Source organism: Paraglaciecola sp. MB-3u-78 (assembly GCF_002835935.1).
Taxonomy (GTDB): Bacteria; Pseudomonadota; Gammaproteobacteria; order Enterobacterales; family Alteromonadaceae; genus Paraglaciecola.
In genome coordinates, this window is the sequence record NZ_PJCF01000003.1 from 313,681 (window position 1) to 328,251 (window position 14,571).

General features: G+C 40.6%; 18 protein-coding genes. 11 read left to right on the forward strand and 7 right to left on the reverse strand.

Annotated features, from left to right (window positions below):
• The first annotated feature begins 227 nt into the window (after positions 1-227).
• From CXF95_RS05350 to CXF95_RS05365, 4 genes are all read left to right on the forward strand, one after another.
• Positions 228-755 carry a hypothetical protein gene (locus CXF95_RS05350; RefSeq protein ID WP_101197963.1) on the forward strand — a complete coding sequence of 176 codons (528 nt, stop codon included), beginning with the start codon at positions 228-230 and terminating at the stop codon, positions 753-755.
• 368 nt (positions 756-1,123) lie between these two features.
• Positions 1,124-1,645 (forward strand): hypothetical protein, encoded by a 522-nt coding sequence (locus CXF95_RS05355; RefSeq protein ID WP_101197724.1) that lies wholly within the window; start codon positions 1,124-1,126, stop codon positions 1,643-1,645.
• A gap of 170 nt (positions 1,646-1,815) precedes the next feature.
• Positions 1,816-2,151, forward strand: a complete 336-nt coding sequence (locus CXF95_RS05360; RefSeq protein ID WP_101197725.1) for a zinc ribbon domain-containing protein YjdM — start codon at positions 1,816-1,818, stop codon at positions 2,149-2,151.
• A gap of 184 nt (positions 2,152-2,335) precedes the next feature.
• Complete coding sequence (locus tag CXF95_RS05365; protein ID WP_101197726.1) at positions 2,336-2,539, forward strand: hypothetical protein; 204 nt, start codon at positions 2,336-2,338, stop codon at positions 2,537-2,539.
• 402 nt (positions 2,540-2,941) lie between these two features.
• Here CXF95_RS05365 and CXF95_RS05370 read toward each other — a convergent pair whose 3' ends face one another.
• The 4 genes from CXF95_RS05370 to CXF95_RS05385 all read right to left on the reverse strand — a co-directional run bounded on the left by CXF95_RS05370 (position 2,942) and on the right by CXF95_RS05385 (position 6,438).
• Positions 2,942-3,643: a TonB-dependent receptor domain-containing protein gene (locus CXF95_RS05370; RefSeq protein ID WP_101197727.1), complete on the reverse strand. Its 702-nt coding sequence runs from the start codon at positions 3,641-3,643 to the stop codon at positions 2,942-2,944.
• Positions 3,612-3,911 (reverse strand): hypothetical protein, encoded by a 300-nt coding sequence (locus CXF95_RS05375; protein ID WP_157828079.1) that lies wholly within the window; start codon positions 3,909-3,911, stop codon positions 3,612-3,614. The genes CXF95_RS05370 and CXF95_RS05375 overlap by 32 nt, the downstream gene beginning before the upstream one ends.
• Positions 3,912-4,185: 274 nt before the next feature.
• Positions 4,186-4,452: a hypothetical protein gene (locus tag CXF95_RS05380; RefSeq protein ID WP_101197729.1), complete on the reverse strand. Its 267-nt coding sequence runs from the start codon at positions 4,450-4,452 to the stop codon at positions 4,186-4,188.
• Positions 4,453-4,695: 243 nt separating this feature from the next.
• Positions 4,696-6,438 (reverse strand): lysophospholipid acyltransferase family protein, encoded by a 1,743-nt coding sequence (locus tag CXF95_RS05385; protein WP_101197730.1) that lies wholly within the window; start codon positions 6,436-6,438, stop codon positions 4,696-4,698.
• Between the two features lie 208 nt (positions 6,439-6,646).
• Between CXF95_RS05385 and pyrC the strand changes: the two genes are divergently transcribed.
• The 3 genes from pyrC to dbpA all read left to right on the forward strand — a co-directional run bounded on the left by pyrC (position 6,647) and on the right by dbpA (position 10,042).
• Positions 6,647-7,684: a dihydroorotase gene (pyrC, locus tag CXF95_RS05390; RefSeq protein ID WP_101197731.1), complete on the forward strand. Its 1,038-nt coding sequence runs from the start codon at positions 6,647-6,649 to the stop codon at positions 7,682-7,684.
• Positions 7,685-7,937: 253 nt separating this feature from the next.
• Positions 7,938-8,627, forward strand: a complete 690-nt coding sequence (locus CXF95_RS05395) for a crotonase/enoyl-CoA hydratase family protein (RefSeq protein ID WP_101197732.1) — start codon at positions 7,938-7,940, stop codon at positions 8,625-8,627.
• Positions 8,628-8,662: 35 nt separating this feature from the next.
• Positions 8,663-10,042 (forward strand): ATP-dependent RNA helicase DbpA, encoded by a 1,380-nt coding sequence (gene dbpA, locus CXF95_RS05400; RefSeq protein ID WP_101197733.1) that lies wholly within the window; start codon positions 8,663-8,665, stop codon positions 10,040-10,042.
• Positions 10,043-10,156: 114 nt separating this feature from the next.
• Here dbpA and CXF95_RS31375 read toward each other — a convergent pair whose 3' ends face one another.
• On the reverse strand, positions 10,157-10,414 hold the full coding sequence (locus CXF95_RS31375; protein ID WP_101197734.1) for a M13-type metalloendopeptidase: 258 nt from the start codon (positions 10,412-10,414) through the stop codon (positions 10,157-10,159).
• 271 nt (positions 10,415-10,685) lie between these two features.
• Between CXF95_RS31375 and CXF95_RS05410 the strand changes: the two genes are divergently transcribed.
• On the forward strand, positions 10,686-11,024 hold the full coding sequence (locus CXF95_RS05410) for a PadR family transcriptional regulator (protein WP_101197735.1): 339 nt from the start codon (positions 10,686-10,688) through the stop codon (positions 11,022-11,024).
• Positions 11,017-11,718 (forward strand): hypothetical protein, encoded by a 702-nt coding sequence (locus CXF95_RS05415; protein ID WP_101197736.1) that lies wholly within the window; start codon positions 11,017-11,019, stop codon positions 11,716-11,718. The genes CXF95_RS05410 and CXF95_RS05415 overlap by 8 nt, the downstream gene beginning before the upstream one ends.
• A gap of 1,108 nt (positions 11,719-12,826) precedes the next feature.
• On the opposite strand, the gene CXF95_RS05425 is transcribed toward CXF95_RS05415, so the two are convergent.
• Positions 12,827-13,063 carry a TetR/AcrR family transcriptional regulator C-terminal domain-containing protein gene (locus CXF95_RS05425; protein ID WP_101197738.1) on the reverse strand — a complete coding sequence of 79 codons (237 nt, stop codon included), beginning with the start codon at positions 13,061-13,063 and terminating at the stop codon, positions 12,827-12,829.
• A gap of 65 nt (positions 13,064-13,128) precedes the next feature.
• Between CXF95_RS05425 and CXF95_RS30380 the strand changes: the two genes are divergently transcribed.
• Together CXF95_RS30380 and CXF95_RS30385 are read left to right on the forward strand one after the other, a co-directional pair.
• A complete protein-coding gene (locus tag CXF95_RS30380) occupies positions 13,129-13,341 on the forward strand; it encodes an SDR family NAD(P)-dependent oxidoreductase (protein WP_232787686.1) in 213 nt (70 codons plus the stop codon).
• Positions 13,248-13,478, forward strand: a complete 231-nt coding sequence (locus tag CXF95_RS30385) for a hypothetical protein (protein ID WP_232787692.1) — start codon at positions 13,248-13,250, stop codon at positions 13,476-13,478. Before CXF95_RS30380 ends, CXF95_RS30385 begins: the two co-directional genes overlap by 94 nt.
• A 78-nt stretch (positions 13,479-13,556) precedes the next feature.
• On the opposite strand, the gene CXF95_RS05435 is transcribed toward CXF95_RS30385, so the two are convergent.
• Positions 13,557-14,438, reverse strand: coding sequence for a universal stress protein (locus tag CXF95_RS05435; RefSeq protein WP_101197739.1), 882 nt, complete (start codon positions 14,436-14,438; stop codon positions 13,557-13,559).
• Between the last annotated feature and the right edge of the window lie 133 nt (positions 14,439-14,571).

Here is a 14,571-nt window from a genome sequence, read left to right on the forward strand (position 1 = left end):
AGCTATTTAGTTAAACCTATTATTGTATCAGAACTTCTGAATTACCCAATTAACTCTTAGCTGATTACCAACCCACTTGTAATAAGTGTAATGTTAATGTCAGTAATCGAAACGTTAAGTTTTAAAGTGTGTGGCAAATTTTGAATGTGAGTATGACTAGGTTTATACTGCTTGCTGGTAAGAAACCACCTACATCCTTTTTTGTTATTGAGCTCGGAAGGCAGAACATGAAAACAATTATTTTTACGCTAGTCGCTGTACTTTTATCCGCTATTTTTGCGCCATCTTCAAAGGCATCAGAAAATGCTCTAGATGCCCCGTTATCAGATTTGAAAAATTATCACGTTGATACACCCAATATGGTCAGCTCGGGAATGCCGAATCAAGGACATTTTGAAACCCTTAAGGCCTTGGGTGTCACTAAGGTTATTGATTTATTACCTGGAGATAGAAAAGAAGAATCAAGCTTAATGAATGAGCTGAATCTAACCTATTATAATATTCAAGTTGAGTGGGACAACCCGACAATTGAAAATTTTCGCGAATATATATTAACAATGAAACAATTTAATAAGAGTGAGGGGATAACACTAACCCATTGCCGCTTAAATTGGCGTGGTGCAGTATTTACATATTTATATCGTGTGACTCAATTGAAGGAATCTGCAGAACTTGCCAAGGAGGACATGTTGGCAATCTGGGTGCCAAATGAAATTTGGCAGGGCTTTATAGACGTAGTAATTTCGAAATACTAACGGGTGGTGTCAACCTAAATTGTTTAGCGTGTTCACTTTGTTCTTAAGCACCTCTTGGTGACCACTAAGATGTTTGGGAGGCAAACTATTACTCACGAAGTGCCTAGCTAGTGTTTCTAGCTTTAGCTTTTATCATCCTAATAGCTGAACTACCAAAGCATTTAATAAATAGTAATACAATGATTTAGAACATAATATGACTGTAATATTAGTGTAGTAAATTTGATTCGATCGCAATGCAGGGCATGAATAATTTTTTATGCTAAGAATGTCTCCTTTGTCATGAAATATAAATCATGAAATAAAAATGGAGGACCCATGGTCATTAGAGGGGATAACTAGATCAATAATAATAATACAGGAATCACATGCTCAATCATGCCATAACACTTGAAGACCAATTAGAAACTGTGCAACAGGCAAAGGCGTATCTGCTGGGTTTATCAGCTGAAAATTATCAAGTGGTGATTAAACCTCATTTTGCTAGCAGCGCTGGCGCTCATATGCGGCATATATTAGATCATTATTTAGCCTTAAAAGATGGATTAAACCAAGGGCTGATTAATTACAATAAACGCAATCGTTATTCTAGTGTTGAATCTTGCCCGCAGACGGCCTTGTTACAGTGGCAAAAAGTAGAGCAGTGGCTAAAAGAAGTCAGTCAACTAGATACTGATATGTCCCTTACCGTAGTATGTGAGACTTCCGTAAATAAAACGCAAAATACTCAAACCCAATCGACTTTAGCCCGTGAGTTGGTTTTTGTCTCAAGTCACGCAGTCCATCATTTTTCTTTGTTAGCAGTGATAAATTCTTTGTTAGGTAATAAAGATGAAATCAACTTTGGGATCGCACCCAGCACTGCTACCTATGTGCGTCAACAAGCTTAGTCGCACCGTCATAAATACCAAATCATTTTAAGTCGTTCATCCAATCAAATATTGACTCTGGTATTTCTTAGGCTCTTAAAAGGGCGGAGTATGTAGCTGGTAATTGCCTAACAAAGCGCGGATAATTGTCTTTAATTATTTTGCCAAGTATTTGTTATAAGGATTTTTCCATGAGCGATTTACCCCAATGTCCACAGTGCGACTCCACTTTCACCTATGAAGATAGAGATATGTACGTGTGTCCAGAATGTGCTCATGAATGGTCACAATCTGGCGAAGTAAACGAAGACGAAAAAGTAATCAAAGACTCAAACGGTAATGTACTAACTGACGGCGATACTATTACCGTGATCAAAGATCTCAAAGTGAAAGGTTCGTCTGCTGTTGTTAAAGTAGGCACTAAAGTGAAGAATATTCGTTTGGTAGATGGCGATCATGATATCGATTGTAAGATTGATGGGATAGGTGCCATGAAGTTGAAGTCTGAGTTTGTTAAAAAGGTATAGTGCCAATTCTACGAATTAAAGTGTCGAACCAAGTGGGCGCTGATTTCTGACAAGATATTAGCGCACTTCGTGAGCAAATAATGCCTTCTTTTCTTGGGCAATCTTAGTGTTACTCAATGGCACACCTTTAATGTAAGCTGAAGCTAATGTAATGTTTGTTCAGACAATTAAGCAGGTGAAGACCATGCACTTAAGTGCAACAGCGGTGGTCTTTGTGAACATAGCGTTTGCTGAAATAACGCAGCGTTTTTGGGAAGAAATATATCAAGATGCCGGTGTTAATTACGTTTTTTTTGAGTCAGAAGAACAGACACGAGTTTGGTTACAAAGCGTATTGAAAAGCGCGACCAATAATAATCTTGTGCATCAGTCATCCACATCATTTTAGCCATTAAATGCCACCGTAAATTAGCCACTGCCCAGCTCGTTAGATTGAGCAATCCGAACCTGTAAGCTATGCCATACGGCTGTTCGGGTTACTCTTGCAAAGCACAAAAAGTTTCACTTGATCTATTGTTCTAACAAAATAAGCACTTATCACGCAGTGATCGACTAAAAACGAGAAGATAAAAGCAAAATAATTTAAACCACAGGGAACAAGAGGTCACAGAGGTAAAAAGTGTATGTTTTTTTCCTTCCTTCCTTCCTTCCTTCCTTTCCTCTGTGCAGCGACCGCGCTCCTTTTCCTCTGTGGTAAATAAATTTTATCTTTTAGCTCGTATCACGCAATGACCAGCTTCGTAGCCTAAATACTAAAAAGTGCTGGCTGGTTTACAGCACTCATCAGGACTTACCAAAGCAGTGTGAAATTAGCGCTCAACTCACGGCCTGTTTCGTAAAGTCTTTCTCCCACTGCTACATCTGTTTCGGCAACACAATTAATGCCACCAAGGTGTGTTTGATAGATTTTATCAAACACATTTTTAGCGGAAAAAGAGACACTTATATTTTCATTGAACCGGTATTGAGATGACAGATTGATTATTCCGGCACCTGCGCTGGGAGACTCATTTTGTATCTCTGATACCTGTTGCTGAGATGCAAGTAGTTGTGACTCTATGGATAATGTCAGATTTTCATCGCGCCAATGTAATTGTGTTATCAAGCTAGCAGGAGCAATGCGATATAACGGTTGGTTAAGGTCATCTCGGGTCCCTCGAACCCAACTCGCGGTCATACCTAGGTCAATTCTATTTGTTAGTTGGGCAGTCATTAATACATCGGCTCCCCAAATTGTGGCATCGGTATTTTGCCATTGCAGTGGTGAACTACCACTCATCATGGTGGACACCATATTGGCTACTGCATCTTCAGAGGGGCTACCCACAATGTAATCTTGAATCGATTGATAGAAAATCCGTGGTGCAATAGTTAATTGGGCACTTTGATAGCTAAACCCAAGATCGACTTGGTTGGCCGTTTCCTCATTTAATGCAAGGTTACCTAAATAATTATTGCCATCAGCAAGACCTGCCGAAATACCAAGGGGCATCAATATATTTTATGTCCATCGCTAATGCTGGCGTACCACTGTCGTTAGTATTAACACGTTGATAAACCCCATGTAAAAGGTGTTGTCCGTGACGAAGACCTAGCTCTGTGCCAAATCCAGAGCGAGAGTAAAAACTATTTGGCACCTCTAAGCTGCGGGCATCCTCTACCTGATCACGTTGTTGTTTTAAACCATTTATACTGGCGAATATTGTATCTGTAGCGTAACCAAGGTTCCCATTAATGCTCATTCCGGGTAGTCGGCGCAAACTATCTCGATAGTCTGCCGAGCTATCGGTTAGTGCTTGTATATCAAGTTTCAGTGTAGAAGTTTCTTGATGGCCGAGTACTTCAATTGTCTCTAGGTCATCTGTTTGCTTAGCTTGGGCGGTTATAGTACGGTACTCAAAGTGCCGATAACGGCCAATACGTATGCCGCTGAAACGTTGTGTTTATTCATTGTTATTCTCTTGAACTACGGCGCTTGCGCGCACAAAATTATCAATACCAGTTTGCACTGGTAAAATGTTGTTAGTTATTTATTCAAGAAAAAACAGGAGGGCCGCGAGAGTGGGCTTTTTGATAGGGATAGGCAGTGTAAGGCTGTTGCGCGAGTCTAACTAATCTGGCTCGATAGCTAACAAACTGAGCAAGTCCATCATGATCCAAAGGCGGGATAATATTTTTGAAGTCAGACAGGACATTGTCAGGACACAGGTTTTTAATGTCTATGTCAAAGGCTTCTTCAGGGGCATTCACAAAAACAAAGTGGTTAGTTTGGGCCGTTTTAGATAACGAAATCCATTTCATTTCTTGCCGGTACAGATCAGTTCTATGTCATTAAAACTTTGCAGACGCAACTTTGCTAACTGTTGAACAGCAAGCGTAAGCCGCCTTGCAGCAACATTACCAGACACAGGAAATAGCAAAATTTATGCTTCAATGAAAAGATGAATGGACTTCCTTTTAGAACTTAGAAACAGTGTACAAACGCAACACTTTTATCTCAACTTTTTTATACATGGGATTGATTCATATCAGAGTTTTGCCATTTCAAGCCTGATAGTCTTTGTATTCTTGCCACCCGAGCGCCATATACAACTTCAATAATTTCTCTGGCGCCTTGGGTAAATCCACACTCAGCAATAATCCGGGGGTATCATTAAAACTTTTATCTATGCCTAAACAATGAAAAACAGCGCCCAGTTTATTGTAGTGTTTCAGTAAGATGGGTACGTCTTTTCCATCGGATTCAATCCCTTTAAGCAAGGCGCTAACATGGTCTTTTAAGCCATGTTGTTTTGCAAAGTCTTGTACTTCTGGGTGTAACTTATGTTCGAACGGCGCCCTTGGTACAACTTTGTCTGTGGGTGTGACCATGGCCTGCTGGATAATGGCAGCACTGCGCACGTCGTATAATTTACTGATTGAGACGGTGCCATATAAGGTTCGGTACTGAGGATATTGACAAACAAAGGCGCCAATACCACGCCATAACAAAAATAGGCCTTGGAAACTGCGTTGATATTCGGGTATTAAAAATGAACGGCCCATTTCTAAGCAGGGTTGTTGGCGATTCACAAAGTCAGGGCCAAAATCAAACATGGGGTGCAAATATAGGTTTTCTAAGTTGCCATCGGCTAATAACTTGTCGGTTTGCCCCATGCGGTAAGCGCCGATTATTTGGCCGGTGTGTTGTTTCATCACAAATAAATGCGTGTAAGTGGCGTCGAAGTGATCGGTGTCTAATGGTTCACCGCTACCTTCGTTATGTTCACGAAATACCATTTCCCGTAGCCGGGCGATTTCATTTACTGTATTAGGAATTTGATGTTGATAACCAAAGTATACGGATAAATCTTTGTGATCCAGCAGGTGTTGTTCATTGGGAAGCTGCAGCACTTCTTGCAAAATTGTCTCACCGCTGACTTCAGCGGCAAGTGGTTGTAATTGGGTGACAGGATCCGCCGGCCACGGTGTTTGCCAATTAGGATCAAGCAAATAACTTTGTGCCCTAAAAAGCGCTGTTTGTGTATCTAGGTCTAACTCTTTTGCATAATGTTTAATCTCAATCGGCTCACCGGCGGTGATGGTTATTTTTGCATTGCGCTTGTTGATTAATTCACGAGGTAACATCAACATGCGTAGCCTAAAATAAATCCGACCTAAACGATAAAACAATGGGCTGTTAAAACCACTGACAAATATAGGTAAGTACCGCGCATTACTGCGATTGGCGATGCTGGTAATCAATCTGTTCCAGCTGTGGTCAGCGATACGTTTGGTGTCTTTATGAAAATAACTTACGCGCCCCGCAGGGAAAATAAGTAATGCACCGCCGGTTTTCACATGTTTTAAACAAGTACGAATAGATGGCGCATTTTTTGGATCTTTTTCTGAGAGGGGATTGGTAAAAATGAAATAGTCTTCAAGCTCCGGAAATATCTTCAGCCCTTGGTTGGCCATTACTTTTATGTCGGGGCGCACCTTTTCAATTGCCCAAGCTAAAAATACCCCTTCGATGCCACCAAAAGGGTGATTACTAGCGATAACAAGTGGCCCGGTTTTAGGGATTTTAGCTTGTAAGGCTTCCAAGCCTAACAATTGTATATTCAGACCATCTAATAGGCTTTTTGCAAAGGTTGTTTTGTCTAAACCGTGAAGATTATTTTCACGGTACAAGCCGTCCAACTTATTAATAGCAAGGATACGATCTAATAATCTGAAGATAAGTTTGTTAAAAAAGTTCTTTTTATTATCAGGGACAACATTTAGCAGGCTTATGGCTGCAGACATAAAACAATTCCACGAGAAAAATAAATAAATTATGACATTAATAGTGCTTTAATTTGTCACTAAATTCAGAAGATTATTATTCGATGACAAAGTATTATGTTTTTGAAACAACAAATGTTCTGAGAATTTGGTGTTTGCTGGTAGATTTAAGGCATAATAATCACCTTACGTTTATCTATTTTTTACAGAAAATACAAGCAGGGCAAAGATGCAACAGATTACTATCACCACACCAGACGATTGGCATTTACATTTTAGAGACGGCGATATGCTCGACGAAACCGTACCTGCTACTGCTAGGTGTTTTGCTCGAGCGATAGTCATGCCAAATCTAGTACCTCCTGTGGTGAATGCGAAGTTGGCCGGTGAATATAAAGCGCGTATTTTAGCTGCTCGCCCTCAAGGTAGTCATTTTGAACCTTTGATGACGCTGTATCTGACGAATCAAACGACTAAGCAAGATATTATCGAGGCCAAAAATTCAGGTGTGATAGCTGCCAAATTATATCCTGCTGGAGCGACTACCAATTCAGAGCAAGCGGTAAGCGGTATTGAAGCGTTATACTCAGTGTTCGATGAGATGCAAAAACAAGGTTTGTTGTTATTGGTGCACGGTGAAGTCACTGAGAGCCATGTGGATATTTTTGATCGTGAAAAAATATTTATCGATCAATATATGGCTAAAATTGTGCAAGCCTTCCCTGAATTGAAAGTGGTGTTTGAACATATCACTACCAGTGACGCGGCTGACTTTGTTTTGTGTAGCGCTGCTAATGTAGCCGCCACTATTACTCCCCAACATCTATTGTTAAATCGTAATGATTTGTTGGTAGGTGGTATTAAACCACACAACTATTGTTTACCTGTATTAAAACGCAGCTCGCATCAGCAAGCTCTTCGCAAGGTAGTCGCTAGTGGTTCGAATAAATTTTTCTTAGGCACAGACTCAGCACCCCATGCTAAACATGCTAAAGAAAACGCTTGTGGTTGTGCCGGTTGTTATAGTGCATGGAGTGCCCTGGAACTTTATACTCAGGTTTTTGATGAACTCAATGCACTAGATAAGCTAGAGGGTTTTGCCAGTTTCCACGGTGCCGATTTTTATGAACTACCTCGTAACCAAAGTACGGTGACCTTGGTAAAACAAAGTTGGACTGTACCTGAATTTGTTATCTTGCCAAATGGCGAACCGATAGTGCCATTTTTTGCAGGGCAAACTGTTGACTGGAAAATTAACCCTGTTTGACACTCGACTTTAGCATGCAGTGGTCTGTCTAAATCTGGGTTAATTTTTCTGGGTTGTGGTGTAAACCTTGTCTTTTCCGCTCCAGCTTTGAAATATAGGGGGTTTTTATACAATCTTATTATATTTGCATCGATTTTTAATAATCCTACAGTTTGATTGATAGTCTGCTATACAAATTTATTAGTTGCCCTGAAAGGGGTATATGACGGATAACTAAATTCAAATCCCCCCCTTTTTTATCAAGAGAACTAACATGAGCGAACTCGTTACCTGTCAAATTGAAAACCAAGTAGCCACTATTACTATCCAAAATGGCAAAGTAAACGCCATTTCACATCAAGTGGTCGACGAACTTAATCAAGCATTGGATCAAGCAGAACAAGCTCAGGCTGTTGTGGTATTGACCGGGCAAGCTGGTATGTTTTCTGGTGGTTATGATTTAAAAATAATGAAAGAGAGCATGAGTGCAGCCATGGACTTGGTTGAAAAAGGCTCAAAATTGGCAAGACGTATGTTAGCGTTTCCCTATCCGGTGTTGGCTGCATGTAATGGACACGCGGTTGCTAAGGGCGCATTTTTATTGTTAGCCGCTGATTATCGAGTGGGTGTTGACGGAGCATTTAAGATAGGTTTAAACGAAGTCGCAATAGGTATGACTATGCACTATGGTGGTGTAGAATTGGCCAGAGGTAGATTGGCGCCAGTATTTTTTAACCGTTCAGTGATTTTAGCTGAAATGGTCTCACCACAAGCAGCGGTTACCGCTGGATTTTTAGATAAGGTCGTTAGCGAAGCCGAATTTGCACCTACAGTACTAGCGATTGCGCAGGCTATGACAAAACTAGATATGCAAGCCCATCACCAGACTAAATTAAAAGCACGAGCAGAATTATTGCAAGTGCTCGACCAATGTATTGAAAAAGACCGTCACAGTAGCCTATAAAGGATACTGTTGGCAGCCCAACAAAAGAGAATATTTTGAATAAAGAATTTGCTTCACTAGGTTTAAACAACGCCTTGCTCGATAACTTGGAATCTATGGGTTTCAAAGAAATGACCGACATCCAAGCCATGAGCTTACCTGCCATTATTGAAGGCAAAGATGTAGTCGGCAAAGCCAAAACCGGTAGCGGTAAAACCGCTGCCTTTGGTTTAGGTCTATTACACAACCTCAAGGTGAAGCGATTTCGTATTCAAGCATTGGTTATGTGCCCTACACGTGAACTCGCGGAACAAGTGGCGTTAGAAATCCGTAAGTTAGGCCGTGGTATTCATAATATCAAAGTCTTAACTTTATGTGGCGGCACGCCATTGGGCCCACAAATTGGCTCTCTAGAACATGGCGCACATATAATTGTGGGTACGCCTGGGCGCATAATGGACCATTTGTTTCGCGGTCGCTTAGACCTAAGCGAAGTGAATACTTTAGTGCTTGACGAAGCCGACCGGATGTTAGATATGGGCTTTGAAGTAGAAATGGCCAAAGTCATTGATGCCGTGCCACTTGACAGACAAACCTTGCTTTTTTCTGCTACCTATCCTGATTCTATTGCGCAAATAAGTCGTGATGTACAGCGTAATCCTCTTCAAGTCAGTGTTGAAGCCACTCATGAAACCACTAGTATTGAACAGCTGTTCTTTGAAGTAGAAGAGCCCCATCGTATTAAAGCGGTGGCGGCGATGTTAAGTCACTACCAAGCAGAATCAGCCATAGTATTTTGTAATACTAAAATTGCCTGTCAGGAAGTGGCAGACGAACTCACCAAATTAGGCGTGTCTGTATTAGCTTTGCATGGTGATTTAGAGCAGCGCGACAGAACGGAGGTCTTAACCCGTTTTTCTAATCGAAGTGTTTCGGTGTTGGTTGCCACCGACGTTGCTTCACGTGGCTTAGACATAAAAGAAGTGAACGCGGTCATTAGCTATCAAATCACCCCTGATCCTGAAGTGCATATTCACCGCATTGGTCGAACTGGCCGCGCTGATGCTAAAGGTTTAGCGCTGACCTTGTGTACCAAAAAGGAAATGCCTCGCGCCAATGCCATTGAAGATTATCAAAAAGCGAAAATAAAATGGACCGGTATCCAAGCCCTGCGTTTTCATGCTAACCGTTTAATCCAACCTGAATATTCTACCATCTGTATAGACGGCGGCAAAAAAAGCAAAATTCGTCCCGGAGATATTTTGGGCGCTTTAACGAAAGACGCCGATATTGCCGGTGATGATATAGGCAAAATCAACGTTACCGCTACTCATACTTATGTGGCAGTTAAAACCCGTAGTATTAAGCGCGCACTTAAACAAGTTAACGAAGGAAAGTTAAAAGGGCGTAAGTTTAAGGCGAGAAAATTAAGCTAAATTAGTTTTGAGCCACGAGCTACTTAGTTCGAGCAACAGCTAAATGTCTGACGATATTAAAACCCACATTATGTCTAGTCATTAAACATTGAAACGGAGCCATTTGGCTCCGTTTCAATTTGTGTGACATTTTATGTATCTTATTATCAGGTTTTTACAGGTCCTGCGGGTCGTAGATAAAGTGCGTCGCCTTCTGTTACCCTCAAGGGAAAATTGATAGGTTTTAAAGACAATACTGCTACCACCCAAATCACCAATGTTCTCACCTAAAGTAAATTCACCATTTACATTTAGCCCTTCTAACGTTTCATCGCTATCATATTGAAAAACGCAGGTTGCAAGATGGCTGCAATATAGAATGCTTCGCACCATCTTTTCTTGAACTCCACGTCATTCCGGCCTTCGAGCGAATTATATACGCTCATTCTCACTATCTTTTAGGCCTGGTTCTAGCACACCACAGACCTATATTCCCTTTTATTTCAAAAGATACGAGGTTTCAGCATTGATAGAAAAATCTCGTCTATTTTGATGTGTATAGTTTGACATACCTATGTATCACCTTAAATTACTACAATGTAGTATTATCCGTTGTAGGATCAACCTTCAAAAATTACATGGTAAGAAAATTTAGGGGGTAATTATGAATCAAAAAACGTTAGGTGAATTTGAACAGACAGTTTTGCTCGCATTATTGCGATTAGAAACCAACGCCTATGGTGCAGCAATTCGTCAGCTTTTACAGTCTGAGATAGACAGAGATGTTGCACTAGGTGCTTTGTACTCAACTCTAGAACGAATGGAAAAAAAAGGCTTAGTCGTGTCTAAATTTGGAGAGGCAACCGCTCAGCGTGGTGGTAGACCTAAACGCTTTTTTTCGGTGACTGCCCAAGGTAAAGCCGCACTTAAACACGCTAAAGAGGCTATGGATACCATGTGGCAAGGCGTTGCACTACAAGTAGGAGGCGAGTGTCATGCTTAATATTAATTCATCTAAAGAACATCGCTCTGCAATGCCTAGGTTAGCTTCGTGGTTGTTGTCTCGATTAGCAAATCCTGCATATCGTAACGAGCTCATTGGCGATATGGAAGAAGAATACACAGAACGCCAGCAAACTAATCAAGATACAACCACCTGGCTACTACGACAAACAGCATCGGCAATTTGGGATGGGCAAAACGCAATGGTAAAATCGACAGTTTTTGTAAAAGCATTGAGTATTATTTTATGTGTATTAACGTTGCCAACTATTGCCTTATTTGTTGGTTGGTTATCAAATGTAGATGAACCATCAGAGCAGCTGTCGCAGCTTTTGTCGGCGGGTGAAGTACATTTTATATTGTTTAACACCGAATATTGGAGACTTGTATGGAATGAAAACAGCATCTCTCACCTTGAACTTGGAATGTTTATTCATACCCCATCCATACTCTGGGCGATGGTGTTCGCTGGTTCGACTTATTGGTTCTTGAAAAAATCGAACCCGTCGGTCTGGTTATTTAGCGCTTTTGCGTTAGCTTATATGTTGTTGCCTTACCTTTTCGGATATACGGTGATCAGTTCATTAGAGCCTGTTGACCAAAAAGTGGGGCCGATTCTAGCCTTTATGATGTTGGCACCCTTTTTCACTTTACCCTTGTATGTTTACTTTTTGTTTAAGCGATTTTCAAAGTAAAACTATTTATTGACCAATCAGAAAGCAGGCATATGACTGCTTTTCTGCAGACAAAAAAAAGTAAGCAAAAAAGCCCGCTCGCCAAACTATGTTTTTCATCCAATTATCTGGCAAATTTAGCCCTTCCTTCGCAACCAGATTCAAACACTTTAAATTAACCAATCACACTTCCCTGATGATCGGCACCCAATCTCGACTTCCCTGTCGAGCTGTTCAACTGGGAAAAGCAGTGCTTCTAAAAAGTCCAGTTTCACCCTATTAAATAACAGAAATAATTGGCGAACATACATGCGAGGGTTAGTCAAAAGCTTCGGCTACGCCGATTTTTATTCTTTGGTGGCTCCGCCACTGCTTTTCCACCTTTAAAGTTTCAGCAAAAAATGGCTTGTTTTAGGGGCAAATGGCAAGCAGACGCCGCGCGGGAAGATGGCGCGAAGCGTGCTTTCGCTCTTTCTAACCCGTAAGTCAGACGATGTCATCACCAGAACCGAATTTGGCTGCGTAGTTGATAATTGTATGGATCAGCATGGTGATGAATAGAAGATGAATAGAAGATGAATAGAAGATGAATAGAAGATGAATAGAAGATAAATAGTAGGGGAAAATAGAGACATTACATTATGCAACGCTCTATTTTTGATAATAGACCTACAGCATCTTCTATTAAATTTGCATGGGCCGTACTCATTCCACCCATTAAAATCAGCATAAAACAGCAGGCTAATGATAAACCTCGTTTCTTTAACATAATTACATTCCCTCGAAAAATAGTTAAATTGTGTTGGTAATCCAATTCAACCATCACGATCAGTAATGTGTTTAATAACATCATGGTAGATAAGTAATATCTGAACCAGCAAATAATTTGTTCTTAAATATCATATGGTTAAAAAATAAAAAATAAAAAATAAAAAATATAAGTTTTTAAATGTGTAAAAAATTACGACATAAAATGAACAGAATTGAAAATTCGCCGGATTAAACCTTTACGTTTCTTAGTGCATCTGCCACCGTTTAGATGGCAGATGTTAGGGCCAGTTAACCCGCCTTCTAGCGCTTTGAAAATTTATAAATAAATCTATTTATCCCGAGCTCAGGTTATTGAAGCTTATGTTTGATACTGCTTTAAAAACATAGCGACCGCTGAATCAATGATTTGCCGATACTCAGGCGATTCTGGATACCCACCAAAACCCACTATCTGCGGCCAATAGGCGAATGACTTTAGTAGGCCGCTAAACTGTGTGGCCGCTATGTCAATATTCTCAATCACTAAGCGGCCATCTTCTGTGGTCTGTTTCAACCAAATGTTTAGCCCACTTTGACTGTCTGCAATGTAAGCCAAGGTTTGTTAAAACAACAGAACATGCAAGGGAGCAAGAAATTGATTGGGTGATGGATGTGAATTTCATGGGGGTGGTGCGTTGTACTAAAGCGGTATTGCCTCATATGCGTAAGGCGCGCAGTGGGCATATTATTAATGTGACTTCTGTAGGTGGTTTAATAGGGCAACCATTTAACGAATTCTATTGCGCCTATTACAGAAATATATCGGTAATGCACAAAACAGAGCCGCCACAGAAGGGTTATACCAAACACCCCATGCAGTCGCTGATGTGGTGATCCGTGTTGCTAAAAATAACGCTCCCCCTATTAGGATAAGAACTTCCGAATGGGCCGAAAACTTTGCTCAGTTAAAAACCCATTGTGATCCCGATGGATTGAGACAACAGCAACTGATTGTGCAGAACTTACTGTAGGTTTCGAGGATCACTGAGATCAGAACAAGGTTAAATTCTGAAAACCTTGTTCTTGGCGTTAATTAGTTGCTCAATTATCTAGGGCTGTATCACTAGGATATCGGTCTTTAATAATGCTAAGACTCCTTCGGCGGTATTACCCATTAGTTTGGCCTTTAAGCCTTTGCGTCCAATACTACCAATAATCACTAGTCCCGCAGCGTGTTTTGAGGCGAGACTAGGTATCACCTTAGAGGCTGCGCCGGCTTTAATATGAATATTCTCCACTGGAATATGGTGATCTCCAAGCATCCCTTGAATGAGTGGAATATATTTCAATTTGGCTTCTTTAACAGCCGTTTTGGTATCAATTATGCCCAAATCTTTTAGTACAGGTGAGATAGGTAAACTGTAGCAAATATGCAATGGCATATTTGTGCTTGTAGCAAAGTTGATCCCTGCATCAATCAATTTTTGATTGAGTGCTTGTTTTGCTTTGAAATGAGTACCTAAATCAAGTGTCACCATGATGGTTTGTTTTTTGCGCCACTTTTTTTCTGCCACTAGCAAAGTGGGCACTAGGTTATTCCGTATCAAATGCCAATCCGTAGGCACATAAAAGGGCCCTTCGCTGCGGTGCCCTGTCTTAATAATCAAATCGTAGGATTGGGAGGCACAATGCTTTTTAACCCAGCCTACAATGTCTTTTTCCCATAACACTTCACTTGTTGATTTTGTTTGCAGACTTAATTTAGTCATTTGACCATCGAGCCACTTTTGACCTGACGCAAGGATTTTATTCTGAACATCGAGCTGCTGTTCATTGTTTAATTTGGTATCTAGCGTAGCAAAATGCTCATAATTAAAAGCCACAATATGAAGTTTCGCTCCATAACGGTCAACCAATGACTTTGCATGTGCCAGGGCACTTTGTTGCTTGTCTTGTTGATCTGATATGACCAAAATATTTTCAATTTTCATCTGTGTTTCCTGAACATTTAACGAAAGTGTATATTAGCCATTTTAAGCAGAAAGGCATTTGATCTACAACAATAAATGGCAGTGGCGAAGCCAGTTAAGGAAAACATCGCCTTTACCGACTGAAAAAGTCAAC